General features: G+C 67.4%; 15 protein-coding genes and 1 pseudogene. 7 read left to right on the forward strand and 9 right to left on the reverse strand.

Going from position 1 to position 21,734, the window contains the following annotated elements:
* Positions 1-126: 126 nt before the first annotated feature.
* Positions 127-909 (forward strand): sulfite exporter TauE/SafE family protein, encoded by a 783-nt coding sequence (locus tag B1818_RS09520; protein ID WP_058252811.1) that lies wholly within the window; start codon positions 127-129, stop codon positions 907-909.
* Positions 910-960: 51 nt separating this feature from the next.
* Here the strand turns inward: B1818_RS09520 and B1818_RS09525 are convergent, their stop codons facing one another.
* Both B1818_RS09525 and B1818_RS09530 read right to left on the reverse strand, forming a co-directional pair.
* The gene (locus tag B1818_RS09525; RefSeq protein ID WP_078112626.1) at positions 961-1,914 is read right to left on the reverse strand and encodes a DUF808 domain-containing protein; all 954 of its coding nucleotides are present in this window, start codon (positions 1,912-1,914) and stop codon (positions 961-963) included.
* Between the two features lie 133 nt (positions 1,915-2,047).
* Entirely contained in the window at positions 2,048-3,367 is a 1,320-nt protein-coding gene (locus tag B1818_RS09530; protein WP_078112572.1) for an MFS transporter, read from the reverse strand.
* A 115-nt stretch (positions 3,368-3,482) separates the two neighbouring features.
* Here B1818_RS09530 and B1818_RS09535 point away from each other — a divergent pair, with 115 nt between their 5' ends.
* From B1818_RS09535 to B1818_RS09555, 5 genes are all read left to right on the forward strand, one after another.
* Positions 3,483-5,159, forward strand: coding sequence for an AMP-binding protein (locus B1818_RS09535; RefSeq protein ID WP_078112573.1), 1,677 nt, complete (start codon positions 3,483-3,485; stop codon positions 5,157-5,159).
* Between the two features lie 46 nt (positions 5,160-5,205).
* Complete coding sequence (locus B1818_RS09540) at positions 5,206-6,411, forward strand: acyl-CoA dehydrogenase family protein (RefSeq protein ID WP_078112574.1); 1,206 nt, start codon at positions 5,206-5,208, stop codon at positions 6,409-6,411.
* 8 nt (positions 6,412-6,419) lie between these two features.
* Positions 6,420-7,496 carry an acyl-CoA dehydrogenase family protein gene (locus tag B1818_RS09545; protein WP_078112575.1) on the forward strand — a complete coding sequence of 359 codons (1,077 nt, stop codon included), beginning with the start codon at positions 6,420-6,422 and terminating at the stop codon, positions 7,494-7,496.
* A 416-nt stretch (positions 7,497-7,912) separates the two neighbouring features.
* Positions 7,913-9,610: an HNH endonuclease signature motif containing protein gene (locus B1818_RS09550; protein WP_254859624.1), complete on the forward strand. Its 1,698-nt coding sequence runs from the start codon at positions 7,913-7,915 to the stop codon at positions 9,608-9,610.
* A 295-nt stretch (positions 9,611-9,905) separates the two neighbouring features.
* Positions 9,906-11,552, forward strand: coding sequence for an acyl-CoA synthetase (locus B1818_RS09555; protein ID WP_058252868.1), 1,647 nt, complete (start codon positions 9,906-9,908; stop codon positions 11,550-11,552).
* 10 nt (positions 11,553-11,562) lie between these two features.
* On the opposite strand, the gene B1818_RS09560 is transcribed toward B1818_RS09555, so the two are convergent.
* The 6 genes and pseudogenes from B1818_RS09560 to B1818_RS09585 all read right to left on the reverse strand — a co-directional run bounded on the left by B1818_RS09560 (position 11,563) and on the right by B1818_RS09585 (position 20,308).
* Complete coding sequence (locus tag B1818_RS09560; RefSeq protein ID WP_058252805.1) at positions 11,563-14,058, reverse strand: polynucleotide kinase-phosphatase; 2,496 nt, start codon at positions 14,056-14,058, stop codon at positions 11,563-11,565.
* Positions 14,055-15,465: pseudogene (locus B1818_RS09565) on the reverse strand (3' terminal RNA ribose 2'-O-methyltransferase Hen1). The gene B1818_RS09560 and the pseudogene B1818_RS09565 overlap by 4 nt, the downstream one beginning before the upstream one ends.
* 164 nt (positions 15,466-15,629) lie before the next feature.
* Entirely contained in the window at positions 15,630-16,910 is a 1,281-nt protein-coding gene (locus B1818_RS09570; protein ID WP_078112577.1) for a competence/damage-inducible protein A, read from the reverse strand.
* 87 nt (positions 16,911-16,997) lie between these two features.
* Positions 16,998-18,530 (reverse strand): catalase, encoded by a 1,533-nt coding sequence (locus B1818_RS09575; RefSeq protein WP_058252802.1) that lies wholly within the window; start codon positions 18,528-18,530, stop codon positions 16,998-17,000.
* A gap of 72 nt (positions 18,531-18,602) precedes the next feature.
* Positions 18,603-19,781, reverse strand: a complete 1,179-nt coding sequence (locus B1818_RS09580) for a CaiB/BaiF CoA-transferase family protein (protein WP_078112578.1) — start codon at positions 19,779-19,781, stop codon at positions 18,603-18,605.
* 32 nt (positions 19,782-19,813) lie between these two features.
* Complete coding sequence (locus B1818_RS09585) at positions 19,814-20,308, reverse strand: MarR family winged helix-turn-helix transcriptional regulator (protein ID WP_065629451.1); 495 nt, start codon at positions 20,306-20,308, stop codon at positions 19,814-19,816.
* 55 nt (positions 20,309-20,363) lie between these two features.
* Between B1818_RS09585 and B1818_RS09590 the strand changes: the two genes are divergently transcribed.
* Positions 20,364-20,786, forward strand: coding sequence for a DUF5313 domain-containing protein (locus B1818_RS09590; RefSeq protein WP_078112627.1), 423 nt, complete (start codon positions 20,364-20,366; stop codon positions 20,784-20,786).
* A gap of 19 nt (positions 20,787-20,805) precedes the next feature.
* On the opposite strand, the gene B1818_RS09595 is transcribed toward B1818_RS09590, so the two are convergent.
* Positions 20,806-21,642, reverse strand: a complete 837-nt coding sequence (locus B1818_RS09595; protein WP_078112579.1) for an SDR family oxidoreductase — start codon at positions 21,640-21,642, stop codon at positions 20,806-20,808.
* Between the last annotated feature and the right edge of the window lie 92 nt (positions 21,643-21,734).

Consider the following 21,734-nt stretch of genomic DNA (forward strand, 5'->3'; position numbering starts at 1 on the left):
GTCGACTGGGCGTCGTCTCGCGACGCGAGGTTCTCCGCTGGTTGAGCCCTGTTCTCCGCTGGTTGAGCCCTGTCGAAACCACCCCGGTGCAGCCGCTGTAGATCTCGGAGGGCACCCTCGGAGACTGTGACCATCTGGGAACTAGTCGTCGTACTCGTCGCCGGCGTCGGGGCGGGCGCGATCAACGCCCTCGTGGGCAGCGGAACCCTCATCACGTTCCCGACGCTGGTCGCGTTCGGCGTCCCGCCGGTCACCGCGACGATGTCCAACGCGATCGGCCTCGTCGCCGGCGGGGTGTCCGGAACGTGGGGATACCGGCGTGAACTCGAGGGCCAGTGGCCGCGACTCCGGTGGCAGATTCCGGCGTCGTTCACCGGTGCGATCGCCGGCTGCTGGCTTCTGCTCCATCTGCCGGAGACGGTGTTCGAGACCGTGGTCCCGATTCTGCTCGTCGCCGCGCTGATCCTCGTCGTCGCCCAGCCCTACATCCAGAGATGGGTGGGCACTCGCACGTCCCCCGGCGGAGACCTCACGCCATCGCACCTCGGTCCCCTGCGGATCGCGGCGATGACCCTCGGCACATTCGCCGTCGGTGTCTACGGCGGCTACTTCACCGCCGCGCAGGGCATCCTCTTGATGGGCATCCTGGGGGTGGTCGTCCCCGACCACCTGCAACGGCTGAACGCGGCTAAGAACCTGCTGTCCCTGGTGGTCAACGTCGTCGCCGCCGTCACGTACACGCTGGTCGCGTTCGACCGGATCGATTGGTGGGCCGCGGCGGCCATCGCCGTCGGCTCGCTCATCGGCGGTTTCCTCGGCGCCAGGTACGGGCGGCGCCTCTCCCCCCGCGCGCTTCGGGGGGTGATCGTCGTCGTCGGGCTCATCGGTCTCTGGCGGCTGCTCGCGTGATCCCGGGGTGCACGGTCGACGTGAATCGACGCCCAGTCGACGGGCCTCGGGTCAGTGCGCGGCGGCGGTGTCCTTCTTGCGCCGCGGGATGACGTGCAGGATCGCCACGATGATGGCACCGACCACGAGGCCGACGACGGCGGAGAGCACGGTGCCGGCCGTCCAGGACAGCACGGCGCCGAAGCCGCCGTGGACCAGCTCTTCGAACCAGTGCTCGACGTCGTGGAGCCGATCGGCGGGCCAATGGAAGCCGGCCTCGCCGACGTTGACGATCAAGATGTGGCCGCCCACCCAGAGCATGGCCGCGATACCGACGACCGTCAGCGTCGACATGATCTTGGGCATGGCGCGGACCAGACCGCGGCCGATCTTCTGCACCGTGGGCGACTCGCGCTGCGCCAGTGCCAGCCCGACGTCGTCCATCTTCACGATGACGGCGACGACGCCGTAGACGAGCGCGGTGATCAGGAAGGCGACGACCACGAGGACCGCGAGACGGGTCCAGAACGGTTCGGACTCGACGGAGGACAACGAGATGACCATGATCTCGGCGGACAGGATCAGGTCGGTGCGGATCGCGCCGCTGACCATCGTCTTCTCGAACTCCGGACCGGCTTGACCGGCGGTCTGCTCCTCGGCGTGGTGGCCGCCGCCGACCGCCTCCCAGACCTTCTCGGCGCCCTCGAAGCAGAGGAACAGGCCGCCGGCGATCAGCAGGTAGGGAAGCGCCTGCGGAAGGAACTGGCTGAGGATCATCGCCACCGGCAGGATGATCAGCAACTTGTTGCGGATCGAGCCCAGGGCGATCTTGCGCACGATCGGCAACTCGCGGTCGGGCGTGAACCCGTGGACATAGCGAGGTGTGACCGCGGTGTCGTCGACCACGACTCCCGCCGCCTTGACGCTGGCCTTGCCGGCCGCCGCGCCGATGTCGTCGAGAGATGCGGCGGCCGCCCGGGTGAGGGTCACGATGTCATCGAGCAGGGCGACGAGACCACTGGCCACGGGAACCTCCGGGATTCGAGGAACTGAGTTCTCGAACAGTATGCCGAAACGGACGCGGACCACACCGTGCAGAGGCGGTCCGCGTCCGTTTCGTCGGATTCGGTTGTCGGGCGCCGGATGACGCCGGGTCGGGTCAGGTACGCGCGGGAACGGCCGGGGTGTCGTCGGCAGCGTCACCGGCCTCGCCGAGTCCGCGGCGCTTCCGTCGGATCGTCAACAGCGTCAGCAGACCGATCGCGCTCGAACCGATGAGGAAGTAGGCGGGGGAGAGCGAGTTGCCCGTGCGGTCGATGAGCCACGTGGCGATGTAGGCGGCGGTCCCGCCGGCCAGGACCGTCGACAGGTTGAAGCCGAGGGCGACACCGGTCAGACGAACCTTCGTGTCGAACAGCGACGGGAACAGCGGCGCGGTGGCGACCTGGATCAGCGGGGTGCACAGTGCGAACACCGCGAAGGCGATGGCGGCCACCGCCAGGCCGTGACCGGTCATCAGCGCCATCGCGGGGTAGGCGAGGGTGGCGGCGGTGAGCAGGCCGGCGATGAGGACGGGCCGACTTCCGAAGCGGTCCACCAGGATTCCCGCCAATGGCATACATGATGCGATGAAGACGATCACGCCGGCGGCGGTCCAGGTGACCGCGGTCTGACTGTATCCACCCTCGCGGACGAGGTGGATGCCGATGTAGGTGAGCACCATGTACCCGGTCGCGTTCTGAGCGATACCCAACCCGAGGACCTGCAGGACCTGGGCGGGCTGACTGCGCAACAGCTCTCGGAGCGGCGCCTTCGGCAGTTCGCGCCGTTCGGCGGTCTTGGTGAACTCGGGCGAGTCCTCGATGCGGGTTCGCAGCCACAGGCAGAGCACCAGCAGCGGCAGGCCGGCGACGAACGGGATGCGCCAGCCCCAACTGTCCATCTGGGCCTCGGAGGTCAGTGCCGAGGTGGTCGCGACGACGATCGCAGCCAGGGCGAAGCCGCTGTTCGAGCCCAGTGCGACGATCGATCCGCCCAGACCGCGACGCTTCGGTCCGACGATCTCGTAGACGTAGGTCAGCGCGCCGCCGAGCTCACCGCCCGCCGAGAAGCCCTGGAGCAACCGGGCGATGACCAGCAGGATCGGTGCGAGGACCCCGACCGCGGCGTAAGTGGGCAGCAGGGCCATGAGCGTGGTGCCCACACCCATCAGGATCACCGACACCAGGAGCGCACGCTTGCGGCCGAAGCGGTCGCCGAGACGTCCGAAGAAGATGCCGCCGATCGGCCGCATCAGATATGCCGACGCGAAGACGGCGAGGCTGGACAGCAGCGAGGCGGTCGGGTCATCGCTGGGGAAGAACAGCGGGCTGACCACGACCGCGAGGTACGCGTACACCGTCAGGTCGTAGTACTCGACCACCGTTCCGATGCCGGCCGCGACGACCGCTCGCCGACTCCGTCGATCCTGGGATGCCATGAGGTCTCTTTCTGGGAATGGACTCGGGGAGCACTAATATGTACATATTTAGTGAGACGTGGGTTACTGTAGAACGCGTCACGAGCAATCGGCAAGAGCATCCGGAGGAATCATCATGCGTCCCACGCACTCTCCACGTCCCGATCTCGCCGTGCGCTACCGGGCGGCGGGACATTGGCGAGACCAGACGGTCGATCACTTCCTCGAGCGGGCAGCCGCGCGGTATCCCGACACGGTCGCGGTCATCGACGGCGACCGGCGGCTGACCTTCGCCGACGTGGAACGGGAATCCCTGCGCTTGGCCGCGGCGCTCCACGACCGCGGTGTGCAGCCGGGCGACGTGGTGTCGTTCCAGCTCCCCAACTCGGCCGAGGCGGTCGTCGTCTTCCATGCGATCCATCGGGTCCGTGGTGTCGCCAACCCGATCGTGCCGATCTACCGGGAACGCGAGGTCGGGTTCATTCTCGGCCAGGCGGGCACCAAGGTCGCCTTCGTTCCCGGAACACACCGAGGATTCGATCACGTCGCGATGTATGCAACTCTCCGACAACGACTTCCGGAACTGGACCTGGTCGTCACGACTGACGGCCGGGCAACCGACGGCCAGACCGTCGGACTCGCCGATCTGATCGCGTCCGCGACGCCGGAGATGATCGAGGCGGTGCGCGCGCTGCCGCCCGCCGATCCCGACGACGTGTGCCTGCTGCTGTACACATCGGGGACCACCGCGGATCCGAAGGGCGCGTTGCACAGTCACAACACCCTCGTGTTCGAGAACATGTCGATGATCGACACGTTCGGACTCAACGAGCGCGACGTCGTGTTCAACCCGTCGCCGGTGACGCATGTGACGGGCGTGAACTGCGCCCTCACCCTGCCCTTCCTCCTCGGTGCGCCGGTGGTGCTCCAGGACGCGTGGGACCCGGAGGTCGCACTGACGAGGGTGCTCGAGGAGCGCGCCAGCTTCATGATCTTCGCGACCCCGTTCCTACGTGGCCTTTTGGACGCGGCCGTCGCGCGTGGCGTACGCACACCGTCGGTGCGCTACATCATCTGCGGGGGTGCCGACATCCCGGACTCGCTGGTGACCAGATCCACCGAGGTGCTGGGCACCGTGACGCGGATGTACGGCGCCACCGAGGGGCCGTCGGTGACGTCCGCCAATCGCTCCGACGAACCCCGCCTGCGTACCGGGACCGATGGCCGCGTGCTCGCCCCGACCGAGGTCATCGTGTCCGACGGCGCCGGGGGTATCGCTGCGACCGGCGTCGTCGGTGAGGTGCTGTGGCGCGGGCCCGACACCTTCCTCGGATACCTCGACGCATCGCTCAACGACGAGGCCTTCACCGCCGACGGATTCTTCCGCAGCGGTGATCTCGCCTACTTCGATGCCGACGGTGGAATCCACATCGTCGGCCGGATCAAGGACATCATCAATCGGTCCGGCGAGAAGATCAGCACCCACGACGTGGAGAACGAACTGAGTGAGCATCCCGCGGTCGCCGAGATCGCGGTCGTCGCCGGGCCGGACGCCCGAACCGGGGAGCGGGGGTGCGCCTTCGTGGTCACCCGGGACGCCGTCGACCTCACCCTCGAGGAGGTTCGAGAGTTCCTGTCCGCGAGAGGAATGGCGATGCAGAAGGTCCCGGAGAGCGTGTTCGTCGTCGACTCCCTGCCGAAGACGGCCAGCGGGAAGATCCAGAAGTTCGCCCTCCGCGACTGGACCCGCGACCGCAACACCACACCGCCGCAGATGCAGGCCGTGACCATCTCCGCGGCGCACGAACGGTGAGAAATCCAGCAGGACAGCACGACCGAGCAGGACAGGAACGACGAGAATGACGACGACCGCACCGGGCGCGATCACGCTCGATGACTACGAAGAACAGGCGCGGACCTGGCTCGACGCCGAACTCCCGGCCCGGGCTGCACAGGAGCACGACCCGACCTACGCCATCTTCCACAATCGGACACACGACGAGGAACGTGCGCTGATCGACGCGGCGCGCGCGTGGCAGGCCCGACGCGTGGACGCAGGCTTCGGCGCGATCACCTGGGGCCCGGACTGGGGCGGGCCGGGTCTCACCGCGGGCCACGAACGCGTCTACGTGAACCTCGAACGCGGGTACCAGGCCCCCGACCGGCACGAGAACGTCCTGGTGACAGTCGAACTGGTGGCGCCGACCCTGCACGCACTCGGGACCGACGAGCAGCGGGAGCGGTTCGTCCGCCCCTTCCTGCGCGCGGACGAGCTGTGCTGCCAACTGTTCTCCGAGCCCGGGGCGGGTTCGGACCTGGCCGGCTTGTCGACGAAAGCCGTTCGGAGTGGGGACACCTGGCGGATCAACGGCCAGAAGGTGTGGAGTTCTGGCGCGCAGTTCTCCGAGTGGGGTCTGCTCATCGCCCGGTCCGACCGGTCGGCGCCGAAACACAAGGGCATGACCGCATTCATGGTCCCGATGGACACGCCCGGCGTGGAGGTGCGGCCGATCCGACAGATGTCCGGTGGGTCGACGTTCAACGAGGTCTTCCTCTCCGACGTCGAACTGCCCGACGCCCTGCGGGTCGGTGCCGAGGGCGACGGATGGAAGGTCGCGCTCACCACACTCGGTTTCGAGCGGAACTCGAGCGCCGGGATCGTCAGTGCCGGCGGCAACAGCGTCGACCTCGCCCGCCTCGTCGACCGTCTCGGACTGTCCGACGACCCGCTGGCCCGGCAACGTCTCGGCGATGCCGCGATCTACGAGCGGGCGGCGGCGCTCATGGTGGCGCGCTACGCCGAACGTGAACGGGCGGGTGCCGTGCCGGGCGTCGAGGGCTCCATCGGCAAACTCGTGTGGACGCAGAACCTGAAGCGCGTCGGCGACGCCGCGGCGTCGTTCCTCGGCGACCGGATCGTCGCCGACACCGGCGAGCCCGACACGTTCGCATGGTCGGAGCATCTGCTCGGCGCACCCGGGTACCGCATCGCGGGCGGCTCGGACGAGATCCAACGGAACATCATCGGCGAACGCGGCCTCGGACTGCCGCGCGAACCCCTCTAGGAGTACACATGCCCATCGAACTCACCGTGGAGCAGCGCGATCTGCAAGCCGCCCTCACCGATGCGTGGTCGGAACACGCTCCGGCGCAGGATGTCTGGCCGTCGATTCGGGAACTCGGACTGACCGAGATCCCGTTTCCGGAGGATCTGGGCGGGGCCGGGTACGGGGTGAAGGACGCGTCGGTCGTGATGACCGCCCACGGTCGCTGTCTCGGTTCCTCGCCGTACCTCTCGTCGGTGATCATGGCCGGCCTCACCCTGCTCCATGCCGCCGACGACGAGGGGCGACGGGCACACCTGCCGGCCATCGCGTCCGGGGAGCGGCGCGCCGCGCTCGTCTGCGGCCCCGCCGTGGTCTCCTCGTCGATCGGTGCGGAGGTCACCGATGAGGGAACGCTTGTCCTGAACGGACGGCAGGACGTCGTCCTCGACGCGGCGTCGGCCGACGTGCTCGTGGTCGTCGCGCACACCGCGTCCGGTGTGGAACTCGCCGTCGTCGACGGTGGCGCTGCCGGCATCGGCCGCCACCAGCGTGAAAGCCTGGATCTCACACGAGAGTTCGCGACTGTCGAGTTCACCGGTGTCGAGGCGACCCGGGTGTCGGGCCCGTATCTCGAGGAGCGGCTGCGCCGGGTTCGGTCGCTGCTGATGATCGCCCTGGCTGCCGAGCAGGTGGGTATCGCCCGCCGGTGCCTCGAGATGACGGTGGACTACGCGAAGACGCGTCAGCAGTTCGGTCGCACGATCGGATCGTTTCAGGCGCTCAAACACCGCCTCGTCGACATGCTCGTTGCCACCGAGCTCGCCGAGGCGACGGTCCTCGACGCCGCGGATGTCGACCGCTTCGACGACGCGGATCTGGCCGAGCGGGCCGCGTCGGCTCGCGTGCTGGCCTCGCGGGCCGCCATGTACGCCGCGGAGGAGGCCATCCAGATCCACGGCGGGATCGGGTTCACGTGGGAGCACCCGCTGCATCACCACTTCCGGCGGGCCAAGACCGACCAGCTGTTGTTCCAGGACGACGACGTGCACGTCGACACCGTCGCGCGCGCCATGCTCGGACGGGCCCGCGCGGCGTCGGTGTGAGCGCCGGCGGAGTGGTTCCGGATCGGCGCGTTCGACCTACTCGTCGTCGCTGACCTGCGGAGCGCTCGGCGCGCAGCCGCGAAATCCGTCGCTGGGTTGAGCCGGCCCCGAGCGGAGCGAGGTGCCCCTCCCCGCGCTGGTTGAGCTGGCACACCTCCGCTGGTTGAGCCGGCAACGAGCCGTTAGGCGAGTCGCCCACCCCCGCTGGTTGAGCCGGCAACGAGCCGCTAGGCGAGTCGCCGTGTCGAAACCACCTGGCAACCCGACGAACTCAGCCGCCGCCAACCCGGACGGCACCACACCGCAACGCCCAGAGCCCATTTCGTCGACAACGATGTCACTCCTGTAGAGACTCAACCGGAATTGTCGGTGGCCGGGTTTACATTGTTTTTCAACGGATCACCTGGTCGCAGCGGGTGAGTGGACAGGCGTCGGGGGGCGTGGTGAAGGCGTGGACCGATCTACCGGGCGAGTTCGTCGCCGGGGTCGATCCTGCCCACGCCGCAGAGACCGACATGGTCATGTTGATGGCCGGCCTCGACGCCACCCGGCGCGGCGAGTCCTACCTCGCCTGGCACCAGTATCAGACGATCGCAGCGATGACCGACCGCCTGATCACCACCAGCGCGTCCGGGTTCGTCATGGACGGCCATGCTGACTGCGCGGCCCGCATCGCCCGCCAGGCCGGGGTGTCGCGACGGCATGCCGAAACCCTCATCGATGAGGCCATCGCGCCTCGCGACCGGCTCCCCGAGGTTGCCGACACCCTGCGTGACGGGGTCCTGTCGCAGTGGCAGATCCGGCTGATCATCTCCCGCACCGAACTGATCCCCACCGACGACCCGATCACCCCCGCGTTGGATGCCGAGATCGCCGACACTGTGCGTCGCCGAACAGGTGTGTGGGATCGGGCCCGCCTGCGGGACATGGTCGACCGCCTCGTCTTTCGCCACGACCCCGACGCGGTACGCCAACGCCGCAAAGACGCCATGGACCAACGTGGGGTATGGAGCCACGAACTGCCCGACGGCACCGCCGAACTCACCGCCGTGATGTCGGCGGAAAACGTGCGGATCTCGGCCAAAGCCGTCGCCATCCTCGCCGACACGGTCTGCAAGCGGGATGCCCGCACCCAGGGGATACGACGATCCGATGCGATGTTCGCGCTGCTGACCCGCACCAGCTTCGACTGCCAGTGCGACGATGAACAGCCGTGCACTGCCGACATCCCAGACCCACAGAGCGTCCTCGACGCGGTCCGCGCCGAGATCGTGATCCATGTGGTGACCGATGCCGCGACCCTGGCCGGGGCACCCGGGGTCGGGTTCCTCGACGAACACGGCATCATCAGCGACGAACACGTCCGTGACCTCGCCGCCCGCCCGGACGCCACGCTGTCCCCGGTCACCCCCGCCCGCACCGCGCCCATCTATGTGGCCGGCAGCACCAATGACGATGACCAGCGGCGGAGTGCGCACGGCCCGGCACCAGCCGAGGACACCCGAGCCGACAGCGAGAAGCATTCCACCGCAACCCACTTCGGCGACTCGACCGATGTCACCGCCGCGGGTGTGGCGGTGGTGTATCCGGCGACCCATCCCGGCAACGGGTATCGGCCCACCGCGTCGTGTGCTGATTTCGTGCGGGTGCGGGACGGGTATTGCACCGAACCCGGCTGTACCCGTTCGGCATTCGCGTGCGATCTCGACCATGTCACCGAGTACGACCACACCGACCCCGCCCGGGGTGGGGCGACGTCGAGTGAGAACCTCAACACCAAATGCCGCCCCGGTCACCTCTTCAAGACCCACGGGGACTGGGTTGATGTGCAGTACCGCGACGACGACGGTCGCCTGGTCACCGAATACGAAACGCCCGAAGGGGTCACTCTGCCCGGCGACGCCGAGACGCTGGAAGACACCTTCCCGAACCTTCGGCGGATCCGGTTCGAGCAAGCCGCCCAAGCCCCACCCACACCACGGGTCATCGCCTCCGACAACCCGGAGCGCACACACAGCCGACTGGACGCCAAACTGGCCCGCCGGCGACAAGAACGCGCCCGAAACAAACGAGCCCGCGAAGAACTCGACCGCATCGACCCACCGCCGTACTGACCCGAGAGCACGTGGGGCTCCAATCTGATGACGCGAGTTGTCAGACTTGGTAGCCTGTCGCCACGAGATCGCCGTTCGGTCGACCCCATCGGGACGGCGAACGGTGACCTGAGTGCGAAATGCGGTGAACTGATCAGTGTGACAACCGATTCGGGTGAAACGGACATCGGTCGGCATGGTCGGCATATCCTGCACCTGTGGCACGGCTGGTGACGACGGTGACCAGGGTGCGTCGGGCGCGCAGCGAACCGGAAGAGAGCGACGACGCGGCCCAGCCGCGGAAGGTGGGGTGGACATGGTCTCGGTGACCGGTGCGGTCGGCACGGTGGTGGAATCGGCGCAGGATGCCTTTGGGGCGTTCAAGGTCCTGCGGCGATCGGGTCTCGTGGATCCGACGAAACCCAAGGAGCTGCTGACCACGGTCAAGCGGGCCAAGATCATCGGTCCGTGTGCGGCGGCTGTGGCACACGGTGCCGACGAGTATCCCGAGGCCGGAGCCGTCGCCGACGAGCACGGCGAGCTCACCTTCGGTGAACTCAATGCGCACGCCAACGCACTCGCCAACCACCTGCTCGCGTCCGGCATCAAGCCGGGATCGGTCATCGGCGTCATCGCGCGGGACCACCGGGGTCTGCTCACCACCATGAGCGCCGCGGGCAAGGCCGGGTTCCGCCTGGCCATGATGAACACCGGCTTCGGCAAGACCCAGTTCGCCGAGGTCGCCGAACGCGAGAAGATCGTGGCGATGCTCTACGACGAGGAGTTCACCGACCTCGCCGACTCCCTCCCCGCCGACACCCTGCGCATCGTCACCTGGATCGACGGCAACCGCCCCGTCGGCGACGGCGTCCAGACCCTCGACGACATCGCAGCCACCGGCGATACGTCGACTCCGCCCGAACCAGCCGCGTGGGGTGGACTCGTCATCCTCACCAGCGGCACGACCGGACTGCCCAAGGGCGCCCAGCGATCCAAGATGTCACCGTTCGCCAGTGCGCTTCTGCTGGACCGGATCTCGTTGCCGCAGCGCAGCGCCATGGTGATCGTCTCGCCGATCTTCCACTCCACCGGTTTCGCATTGTGGGGGGTGGGGACGGCGCTGGGCAACAAGACCGTGGTGATGCGTCGGTTCGACGCGGAGAAGACCCTCGCCGCGATCGCCGAGCACAAGGCGGAGGTGCTGGTCGCCGTCCCGACCATGCTGCACCGCATGGTCGCCCTGGGTCCCGACGTCATCGGCAAGTACGACGTGTCGTCGCTGAAGATCGTCGTGCTCGCGGGTTCGGCTCTGTCGCCGACACTTTCGGAAGCCATTCAGGACACGTTCGGTGACGTGCTCTACAACCTCTACGGCTCCACCGAGGTCGCGATCGCCACGGTCGCGCAACCGAAGGAGCTGCGTCTGGCACCGGGGACGGTGGGCCGCGCACCGGTCACGAGCCGACTCGCGCTCTTCGACGACAAGGGCAACCGGATCTCCGGGACCAACGTGCGCGGCAGGCTGTTCGTGCGCAACGGCGCCCCGTTCGAGGGGTACACCGACGGCCGCAACAAGGAGATCATCGACGGTTACATGTCCACCGGCGACATGGCCCGGTTCGACGAGCACGGGCTCCTCCACATCGACGGCCGCGACGACGACATGATCGTCTCCGGCGGCGAGAACGTCTACCCGCTCGAGGTGGAGAACCTGCTCGGCGAGCATCCCGACATCGACGACGTGGCGGTCATCGGCGTCGACGACGACGAATACGGAAAACGTCTGCGCGCCTTCATCGTCGCCGCCGAACATGCGAACCCCACGCCTGAGGACATCAAGGCGCACGCCAAGAAGCACCTCGCCCGGTACAAGGTGCCCCGCGACGTCGTCTTCGTCGAAGACCTGCCTCGCAACCCCACCGGCAAGCTCGTCCGCCGGCACCTCCCGACCGGCCCGCTCTGACCCGCAGCGGTTACAGCCGCGGGTCCACGGCCTCCGACTCCATCGCGAGGACGCCGAACACGCATTGGTGAATGCGCCACGTCGGCTCTCCTGCCACTGCTCGACGCAGCGCCTCGAGCCCTAGGGCGTACTCGCGCAGCGCCATCGACCGTTTCAATCGGAGGTTGCGGTTCTTGAGCCGGGCGAGGGTCGCCGCTTCGGTGTAGTCGGGGCCGTAGATGATTCGCAGATACTCACGACCGCGGACTTTGAGCCCCGGCTGGACGAGGCCCTTCGGTCCGCGGACGAGATTGTCGAGCGGCTTGACGACCATTCCCTCGCCGCCGCTCGCGGTGAGGTCCTCCCACCAGCTGACGCCTGCTGCGCGCGACGATGCATCGGCTGTCTCCACGACGAGGCGTCGGGTGGGCCGGAACAACTCCGGGTCGGAGGCGACCAGGCGATCCGCAATGCCGAGGTGCCACTCGTGATCGCGGGTCTCATACGTCGCGGCATCCGTGGCGAGAAGTTGGAAGGGCGCCACCTGGATTCCCAACGGAGTGTCGATCGGTTGCACGTGGTGACGATAGGAGTCGACGAAGCGGTCGGCGTTGGCGGCGCGCGACCGCACCCTGGTGAGCAGATCATCGACATCGATTCCGCGCGCGGCTGCGACCGCCAGTACGTCGACCGCCGCCGGCAGTGCGTGCGTCGCCGCGGCGCCGACCCGGGCGTACTGGCTGCGAATCATGGCCTCCGCCTTCGCAGTCCACGGCAGCAGTTCAGCGTCGACGAGTATCCAGGTCGCGTCGAGGTCCGTCCACACACCGGCGCGGGTCACGGCATCGGCGATCCGCGACAGCAGTTCCGTCTGCCGTTCGTCGGAGAAGAAGGCGCGTCCGGTCCGCGAATGGATGCAGCCGGACCCGTCGCGCGCCACCCGGACGATCCCACGGGACCCCATGTGCTTCTCTTCGCAGACCACCCGGCCGATCGAGTGCTTCGCGTAGAATCCGAACGCCTCATCCGGGTGCTCCAGCAGTCCATCGCGCGACGAGCTGTCCACCGGCGACATCGTCGGCGGCAAGTAGAGCAGCTCGGCCGGCGGAATCGCGAATCTGCTCATCACCTCCAAGGCGCCGGCGGCGGTCTCGTCTCGCAAGGACACCCGACCCATGTGATGGGTGTCGACCACGCGCTGACCGAGGACGTCGGTCAGGGTCAGCACCTCGGGGCGGCGCGGCGGCGGGACCAGCGGACGGACGGGTTCGTAATACGTCGCTCGTGCCTGTTCGGACACCACCTCGCGCTCGGGGTAGCGCAGTGCCGTGAGGCTGCCGCCGAAGACACATCCCGTGTCCAGGCACATGGTGTTGTTGACCCACTCGGTCTCGGGCACCGGAGTATGTCCATACAACACTGTTGCCGCGCCTCGATATTCAGTCGCCCACGGGTAACGGATCGGCAGACCGAACTCGTCGGTCTCGCCGCTCGTGTCGCCGTATAGTGCGAACGCCCGCACCCGCCCGGACGCCCGGCCGTGATACTTCTCGGCCAATCCCGCGTGCGCGACCACCAGCCTGCCGTCGTCGAGTACGTAGTGCGCGACGAGACCATCGCAGAATCGCCGCACCTCGGCGACGAACTCAGTGTCCTCTGCGGCCAGCTGATCCAGTGTCTCCTGCAGGCCGTGTGTGGGCTTGACGTCTTTACGGCCAAGAGCACGCACGAGTTTCGCCTCGTGATTGCCCGACACACACAGCGCATTGCCGGCAGCCACCATGCCCATCACCAGGCGCAGCACGCCCGCGGAGTCCGGACCGCGGTCGACGAGATCGCCGACGAAGACTGCTCGGCGGCCATCCCGGTGCGCGGCGTCCACGCAGCGTCCCTCGTCGTCGCGGACGACCGCATATCCCAATCGCTCGAGCAACGCCACGAGCTCGTCGCGGCAACCATGTACGTCGCCGATCACATCGAACGGGCCGCGCTCGTCTCGGCGGTCGTTGAACAGACGCGTCCGCACGATCGACGCCGATGAAACGGCTTCGACAGAATCCAGGACGTGGATCGTGCGGAACCCTTCCCGTTTGAGGCTGCGTAGCGACCTTCGTAGCTGGTCATGCTGACGCTTCACGACGTGCGCGCCGAAGTCCCGATCCGGCCGAGCGGCGTTGCGCTCCAGCGCCAGTGCGACCGGAACGTCGAGGACGATCGCCACCGGGAGGACATCGTGCTCCTTGGCCAGCGCCAACAACGACTTACGCGCGGACGCCTGCACATTGGTGGCATCGACGACGGTGAGCCGGCCGCGGTCGAGTCGCTTGCCGACGATGTACTCGAGCACATCGAACGCATCCGACGTCGCGCCCTGTTCATTGGGGTCATCCGAGACCATCGCTCGGCAGTCGTCACTGGACACGACTTCCGTCGGAAGAAAGTGGCCGGCCGCGAAGGTCGACTTGCCGGAACCCGTCGTACCGATCAGGACGACCAGGGACAGTTCCGGAATACTGAGCTCGGTCATGCGTTTGCCCGTCCCGTCGACAGTTGTGCAAACACAGCCATCTGCGTCGGCGGCCCGATCGCGTCGTCGTGCTCGCCCACCGGTCTGAAATCGACGACATAGCCGTAGGATTCACACACCGCACCGGCCCAGGTCTCGAATTCCCGGCGCGTCCACTCGAAACGGTGGTCCGGGTGTCGAAAGCCGCCGTCGACCAGAGCCGGGTACCGCACGTTGTACTCGCTGTTGGGTGTCGTGACGACGATGCGGCGGGGCCGCATCGTCCCGAAGACGTTGTCGACGACCGCCGGGAGCCGTGCTGGATCGATGTGTTCGATGACCTCCATGAGAATTGCCAGATCGAGGCCTTCGAGGCGATCGTCCTCATACTGCAGCGACGACAGCAACAATGTGAGGCGCTCGGATTGACGCTCGGTCATCCGGTCGACATGCAGCCGATTGGCCGCCTTCGACAGGGACGAGTCGGACACATCTGTGCCGATCACCCGTGTCACGCCGCGCAATTCGAGCAACGCACCGAGCAGAGCTCCCGACCCACATCCGAGGTCGACGATCGTCGCCGGTCGGTACTCGCGCACGACGTCCAGAACCGCGTCGTGCCTTGTCCGCACCAGCGGGCGCGAGACATCGGGATCGTCGTCTTCCGCGGCGTCCTCGACCGGCCGGTCGTCCAGTTCGACCAACCGTTGTGGCAGCATCTTTCAGCCCGCGCTGGTGGGCCAGGTAGCGATGGGTGATCAGCTCCCGCTCCGGATGGCCGGCCAACCATCCCGATCCGGCGCGGACGAGCTTGTCCACCTCGTCGTCACCGACCCAATAATGTTTGGCATCGTCGAGTACCGGCAGCAAGACGTAGAGGTGATTGAGTGCCGCGGCCAGACGAAGCGATCCGACGAGGGCCAGGGACACGAGCGGCGCATCACCCCAATCGGGTCGCGTGGCATCCAGCTCGATGGCCTCGGCGGTGACAGTCCAACCCATGGGTTCGAAAAGGCGGCACAACAGGGAGGGATCGCCCGGGACCACCGGTAGGGTGATCGTCAGATCCAACTTCGAGTCCGCAAGCTCTTGGCGACTCGCGCAGCGCCCATGGAGCGCAGACCGGAAGACCTTTCCCATCGCCACTGCCAGCAACGACGAGGCGACGTAGGGCCGATCGTTCACGTACTGGCCCAACGCGAACCCGTCGCGCGTCCCGGATCGTCCTCGCACCAACGCAACCGGGTCGACCTCCACCAGGAGCGCGGCTGTGCAGCGAACATCGGTGACCTCGGGGTAGAAGACGTGCGCCGTTCCGCCGTACACGTCGAAGGGCTGCACCTTCTCCGGATGCTTGTGCAGCAGAAAGCCCAGATCGCTCGGGGTCTCGAGCGTGGATGAACGTTCGGCCGAGATGGTCAACAGCATCAGGACAGTCTGACCTACTGCGCATTGCCGGGAAACAGATTTCTGGGCGGCGGCCCTTCGAGGCTCGTCGCTTGCGCTCCTCGCACCTCAGGGAGCAATGGAGCGTCGCCTCTTGCGGGTTTGAGGAGCCGAGGATCGCTGCACTAAACCACCGCAGGGTCGTGTCAGGCGGAGGCGTCGCTGAGCGCGCGTACGACGAGATGCAGTGCGGCAGTGGTGGTCAGCGACCGGACACGATCGCGGCCACCGGGGAATCTGCGGGTGACGGTGACCGTGGGCCGGTCTCGTAGAGCCACCCCGAAGCACACGGTGCCCACCGGTTTTGTCTCGGTGCCGCCACCGGGACCGGCCACTCCGGTGGTCGACACCGCGACATCGGTTCCGAACCGTGCGAGCGCACCCTCGGCCATCGCGGCGGCGACCTCCTCGCTGACGGCTCCGTGCGTGGCGATGAGCTCGGCCGGGACGTCGAGCAGATCCGACTTGGCGTCGTTGGAGTACGACACCACGCCGCCCATCACATAGGCCGAGGAGCCGGGCCGGTCGGTGAGCCGCGCCGCGACGAGTCCGCCGGTGCACGATTCGGCGGTCGCGATCGGTCGCCCGTCCAACGCGGCGACCAGGAGATCGTCGATCGTGGAACCGTCGGTCGAGAAGATCTGCCGCCCATGATGTTCGACGAGGAGGTCGAGGAGTGCGTCGTAGACCGATGAATCTGCGGCGGCGAATCGGGTGACCATGTCGAGTTCGCCTCGCCGCAGGCACGTGGTGATCTCGAGTTGCCCGAATGAGGGGATCGCGCTCTCCGCCGATCGCAGCGTCTCGGCGAGTTCCGCTTCGAGGAGACCGTAGGCGCGGATGGTCGCCTGACGCAGATCGTCGGCGCGGGACAGGACGTCGGCGACGGCAGCCGTGGCGATCGCGGTCGGCCACATCGCCTGGAGCTCCGAGGGCGGGCCGGGCAGGACGACGATCGTCGGCACGCCGGCCGCCGCGGGGATGACGACACCCGGCGCGGTGCCGGTCGGTGGAACCGGAACTGCCCCCACCGGTACCAGGGCCTGCTTGCGGATACCCGCCCTCGTCGGGCTGGAATCGACGTCGAATCCGATCCCGCGCCAGCGCTGGATGATCGCGGCGATGTGCTCCTCGAGTCCGGGATCGAGGAGTAGTTCGCGGCCGCAGAACTCGGCGACGGTGGCGACGGTGAGGTCGTCGGCCGTGGGGCCGAGCCCGCCGCTGGTGACGATCAGATCCACCCGCTGCTCGGCGAGGAAGCGCAGTTGCGCGGTGAGGTCGGCGGGCCGGTCGCCGCAGATCGTGATGTGGGCGACGTCCACCCCGAGTTCGAGGAGTTCCTCGGACAGCCATGGCCCGTTCTGGTCGGTGATCCGGCCGGTGAGGACTTCGGTTCCGGTGACCACGATGCCTGCGCGCACACTCACGCCATCGAGCCTAGTAGGCCACCCACGCAGAACGCGCCCCCGTCAGAGGGCGCGTTCCACGGTTCGGTGCGAACTGCGCGGAGAATGTCAGGCCTTCTCGGCCTTGGCCTTCTCCTGGGCGGACGACCGGGCGGGGTTGGCCTGGTCATCGGCCTTCGGATCGGATTCGTCCTGCTTCTCGGTCACACCGGACTTGATCCGCGCGCCGATGTCGGGGTCGACGCGATGCCAGTATTCGAACGCCCGCTGGAGGATCGGTTCGGAGACACCGTTGAGGAGGTGCCCGACGACGTTGTCCACGAAACGTTCACGCTGCTCGTCGTCGAAGACCTCCCGGACCATCGTCCCCGCTTGACCCCAGTCGTCGTCCTCGGGATGGTCGACGTAGGCGCTGCGCAGGATCTCCCCGTTCGCCGCCCACTGCGGTTCGCCCTGGCCGGGATACAGCGCCGACGGGCCGCCCTTGGAATTGGGTGCGTAGACCGGGTCGGGGACGTTGTGGATGCGCATCGCCCCGTCCTTGGAGTACGAATGCACTTCGTTCTTCGGCGCGTTCACCGGGATCTGCTTGTAGTTGCCGCCGATCCGGTGGCGATGGGCGTCGGCATAGGAGAACACGCGCGCGAGCAGCATGCGGTCGGGACTGAAACCGATACCCGGCACGACGTTGTTCGGCTCGAACGCGGCCTGCTCGATCTGCGTGTGGTGATCGACCGGATTGGTGTGCAGGGTCATCTTGCCGACCTCGATGAGCGGGTAGTCGCCGTGCGGCCACACCTTCGTCAGGTCGAACGGGTTGAACCGGTAGCTCACCGCGTCGTCGAAGGGCATCAGCTGCACCTTGAGAGTCCAGCTCGGATGGTTGCCCGCCGCGATGTTCTCGAACAGGTCCCGGGTGTGGAAATCGGTGTCCGCAGAAGCCATCTGGTCGGCCTCGTGCTGGGTGAGGTGCTCGACTCCCTGGTCGGACTTGAAATGGTATTTGACCCAGTGCTTGACGCCTTCGGAATTGACCCACAGGTAGGTGTGCGAGCTGTATCCGTTCATGTGGCGCCAGGTCTTGGGAATCCCCCGATCGCCCATCAGCCAGGTCACCTGATGCGCCGACTCCGGCGAGAGCGTCCAGAAGTCCCACTGCATGTCGTGGTCGCGAAGGTTGTTGTCCTGACGGCGTTTCTGCGAACGGATGAAGTGCTGGAACTTCATCGGGTCCTTGACGAAGAAGACCGGCGTGTTGTTGCCGACCATGTCGTAGATGCCTTCGTCGGTGTAGAACTTCAGTGCGAAACCACGCGGGTCACGCCAGGTGTCGGGGCTGCCGCGCTCGCCGGCGACGGTCGAGAACCGGGCCACCATCTCGGTTTTCACGCCAGGTTGGAACAGTGCGGCACAGGTGTAGGCCGAGACGTCCTGCGTCGTCTCGAAAGTGCCGAAAGCGCCGCTGCCCTTGGCATGCGGCTGGCGCTCGGGGATGCGCTCGCGATTGAACTGGGCCATCTGCTCGATCAGGTAGTGATCGTGCAGGACGATCGGGCCGCCGGCGCCAACCGTCAGGGAGTGTTCGTCACTCCCCGCGGGTGCTCCCGAATCCCGGGTGGTGAACAGAGAATCGTCGGACATATCGCCTCCGAGAGGTCGTCGTATCCGTGCATGACAAGCGGACCCGAGGGCTGCAGGTCCGTGCCGCCGATCCTACGCCGACGGCGTCGGTGGGACGCCGATCCCGAATTCCCGCAACACCGCCTCGGTGTGCTGTCCGAGAGCCGGTACCGGACCCATCGCGAGCTCGACGTCGTCGAAGGTCAGCGGCGGAAGCAGCGCCCGTACCGGGCCGACCTCGGTGTCCACCTCGCGCCAGCGGTCGCGCTCACTCAGCTGCGGATGCGCGACGACGCCTTCGAGGTCGCGGATCTCGGCCGCGGGAATGCCCGCGTCGGCGAGGCGACGGTCGAGCTCGTCGGTGGTGAAGCGTTTGGTCTCGGCGCCGATCGCGGCGTCGACCTCGGCTCGTCGGGCGACCCGCTCGATGTTGGTGCGATAGCGGGGGTCGTCGGCCAGATCCGGACGCTCGAGGGCCACGCGGGTGAGCGTGTCCCAGCCGCGGTCGTTCTGGACGCCGATGAGGATGTCGCCGTCGGCGGTCGGGTACTTGTCGTAGGGCACGATCGCCGCATGGCCGAGCCCGGCACGGGCGATCTGCCGGCCACCGTACAGGCGCATGTACATCGGGTGGCCCATCCATTCGACCGTGGCGTCGAACATGGCCACCGAGACGCGCGCGCCGACTCCGGTGGTGGCGCGTCGGAACAGCGCCGACAGTACGGAGGTCAGTGCGTACATACCGGCTGCGATGTCGGAGGTCGGGATACCCGTCTTGGACATCTCGTCGGGCGTCCCGGTCACCGAGATCAGCCCGGCCTCGGCCTGCACCAGCATGTCGTAGGCCTTGCGGTCGCGATACGGTCCGGCGTCGCCGTATCCGGACATGTCGACGACGACGAGCTCGGGTTGGTCGGCGCGCAGATCGTCGGCGGCGAGGCCGAGCCGGGCGGCCGCCCCGGGAGCGAGATTCTGGACGAAGACGTCCGCGCCGGCGATCAGGGTTCGGATCGCCTGGCGTCCGTCCTCGCTCTTGAGGTCGAGCGCGACCGACTCCTTGCCGCGGTTGAGCCACACGAAGTGCGAGGCGGCGCCGCCGCGCACCGCCGCGTCGTACTGCCTCGCGAAGTCCCCGTCACCGACCCGTTCCACCTTGATGACCCGGGCGCCGAGATCGGCGAGGTGTCGGGTGGCCAGCGGTGCGGCGACGGCCTGTTCGAGCGCCACCACGGTGATGCCCTCGAGGGGCAGAAGTCCTTCGTCCGGAGTCACCGGCCAAGGATCGCCGACGGTGCCACGCCCGGTCAACGAGACCCCTCGCCGGCCTCGGGATCGTTGGTGGCCTCGGTGAGGCGATGCAGCAGATACGTGAGCGTCCGGATGTCGTCGGGGTCCCATTGGGCCAGCCGAGCACGCCAATCGGTGACCGCCGAGGCGAGCACGGCGTCGACACGTTCGCGACCGTGATCGGTGAGGGTGACCACGCGGGCGCGGGCATCGCGCGGGTCCGGGTGCCGCTCGGCGAGCCCGAGCCGCACGATCGCGTCGATCTGCCGCGTCACCGTCGACTTCTCCATGCCGACGGCGGTGACCAGATCCGACATCGGCATCGAATGGTGCCGGGCCAGCACGGTGATGAGCGGGTAGCACGACGGGTCCAGCCGCGGGTCGATGGCGCGGGCGCGCAACCGGGTGCGCACCCGGCCCCGTCGCCAGAAATCGGTGAGTTCGGCCTCGAGGCCGCTGATCGGATCCGGGCCGGTGGGGTCGTCGGCCGACGCGGTCATCTCCGAACCCATGCCGGTCAGGTTACCCAGCCGGGGTGGGGGAGGCGACGTCGGACGACTCCCGCACGTGGTGCACGATCGACAGGTGACCTCTGCACCGCGCACCAAGCCGAATGCCTGGGAGTACGTGACGTACGCCTACTGGGCGCGTCTGCCGAAATCGATGCTCGGCTGGGTGACCAACGACCTGGCCGGCCCGGGTGCGTCGGTACGCATGGTGGTCCGCTGGGCGGTGCCGTGCATCATCGTGCTGACCCCGATGCTGTTCGTCCCGGCCGACTGGGGCGTCCGGATCACGATGACCATGCCGATCCTGCTGGCCTACCTCTTCTTCTCGATCGCGTTGAACCGGGTCTACCGCCGTCACCGGCTCGTCCAGCACGGACTCGATCCCGACCTGGTGAACAAGCTCGAACGAGAGAAGAACTCGGACCTCTACGACGAGTACCACCGCAAGTACCGCGGTGAACGACGCCGCCCGTCGAACTAGGCCGAGGCGGCGCCCACGTTCAGTACAGGTAGTCCTCGCCGCTGGCCCGGACCGTCACGTCGGACAGACTGATGCCCCACGGCTGGTCGATGACATGCACGACCGCCCGGGCGAGATCCTCCGGGGTGATCAGCCAGTACTTCACCGAGTCGACGTCGACGAGCTCGTCGGGCAGCGTGCCCTGCATCAGCTCCGTGATGTGCTCGCGGTACGACGCCGCACGTTGCCCGACGATCCCGCGGATCGCGCGGTCGTTGACGATCCAGCTCGCCAGGTTGGTGCCGGCCACGCCGGTCGGTTTGACCGTCGTCACCTTGATCTTGCCCTTGGCCTCGATGCGTAAGGAGTCCGACAGCATCGTCACGGCGGCCTTGGTCGCGCTGTAGACACCCGAGCCCTCGAAGCCGCCGTTGCCGTAGATCGACGCGATGTTGACCACCTGACCCCGGCCCTGCGCGATCATCTGGTCGTACACCGCCGAGATGCCGTTCACGACGCCCTTGATGTTGATGTCGATGGCCCGGTGCCACTTCTCCCAGGCCCGCTCGTGGTCGGCGAAGAACGCCAGCGGCATCACCCCGGCGTTGTTGACGATCACGTCGATCGCACCGAACCGGTCGACGGCCGCCGCCGCGGCGCCCTTCATCTGGTTCATGTCGGTGACGTCGGCGACGTGTGCGACAGTCGACCCGCCGGTGGCGGTGATGCCGTCGGCGACCGCGGTGAGCCTGTCGGCGTCGATGTCCACACCGACGATGTGAGCGCCCTGTGCCGCGCACATCTCCGCGATCACCTTGCCGAAACCGCCTCCGGCGCCGGTGATGATGATGGTCTTGCCCTGCAGATGATCAGACATGCAACTCCCCGCCCGCGACAAATGGTCGCGTCATCCTAGCGTTCCGTTGCCGCCTGCTCGGCGAACTCCCCGTCCTCTCTTCGCTCTTCGGC

This window comes from Gordonia sp. IITR100 (genome assembly GCF_002009645.1).
Classification (GTDB): Bacteria; Actinomycetota; Actinomycetes; order Mycobacteriales; family Mycobacteriaceae; genus Gordonia; species Gordonia hongkongensis.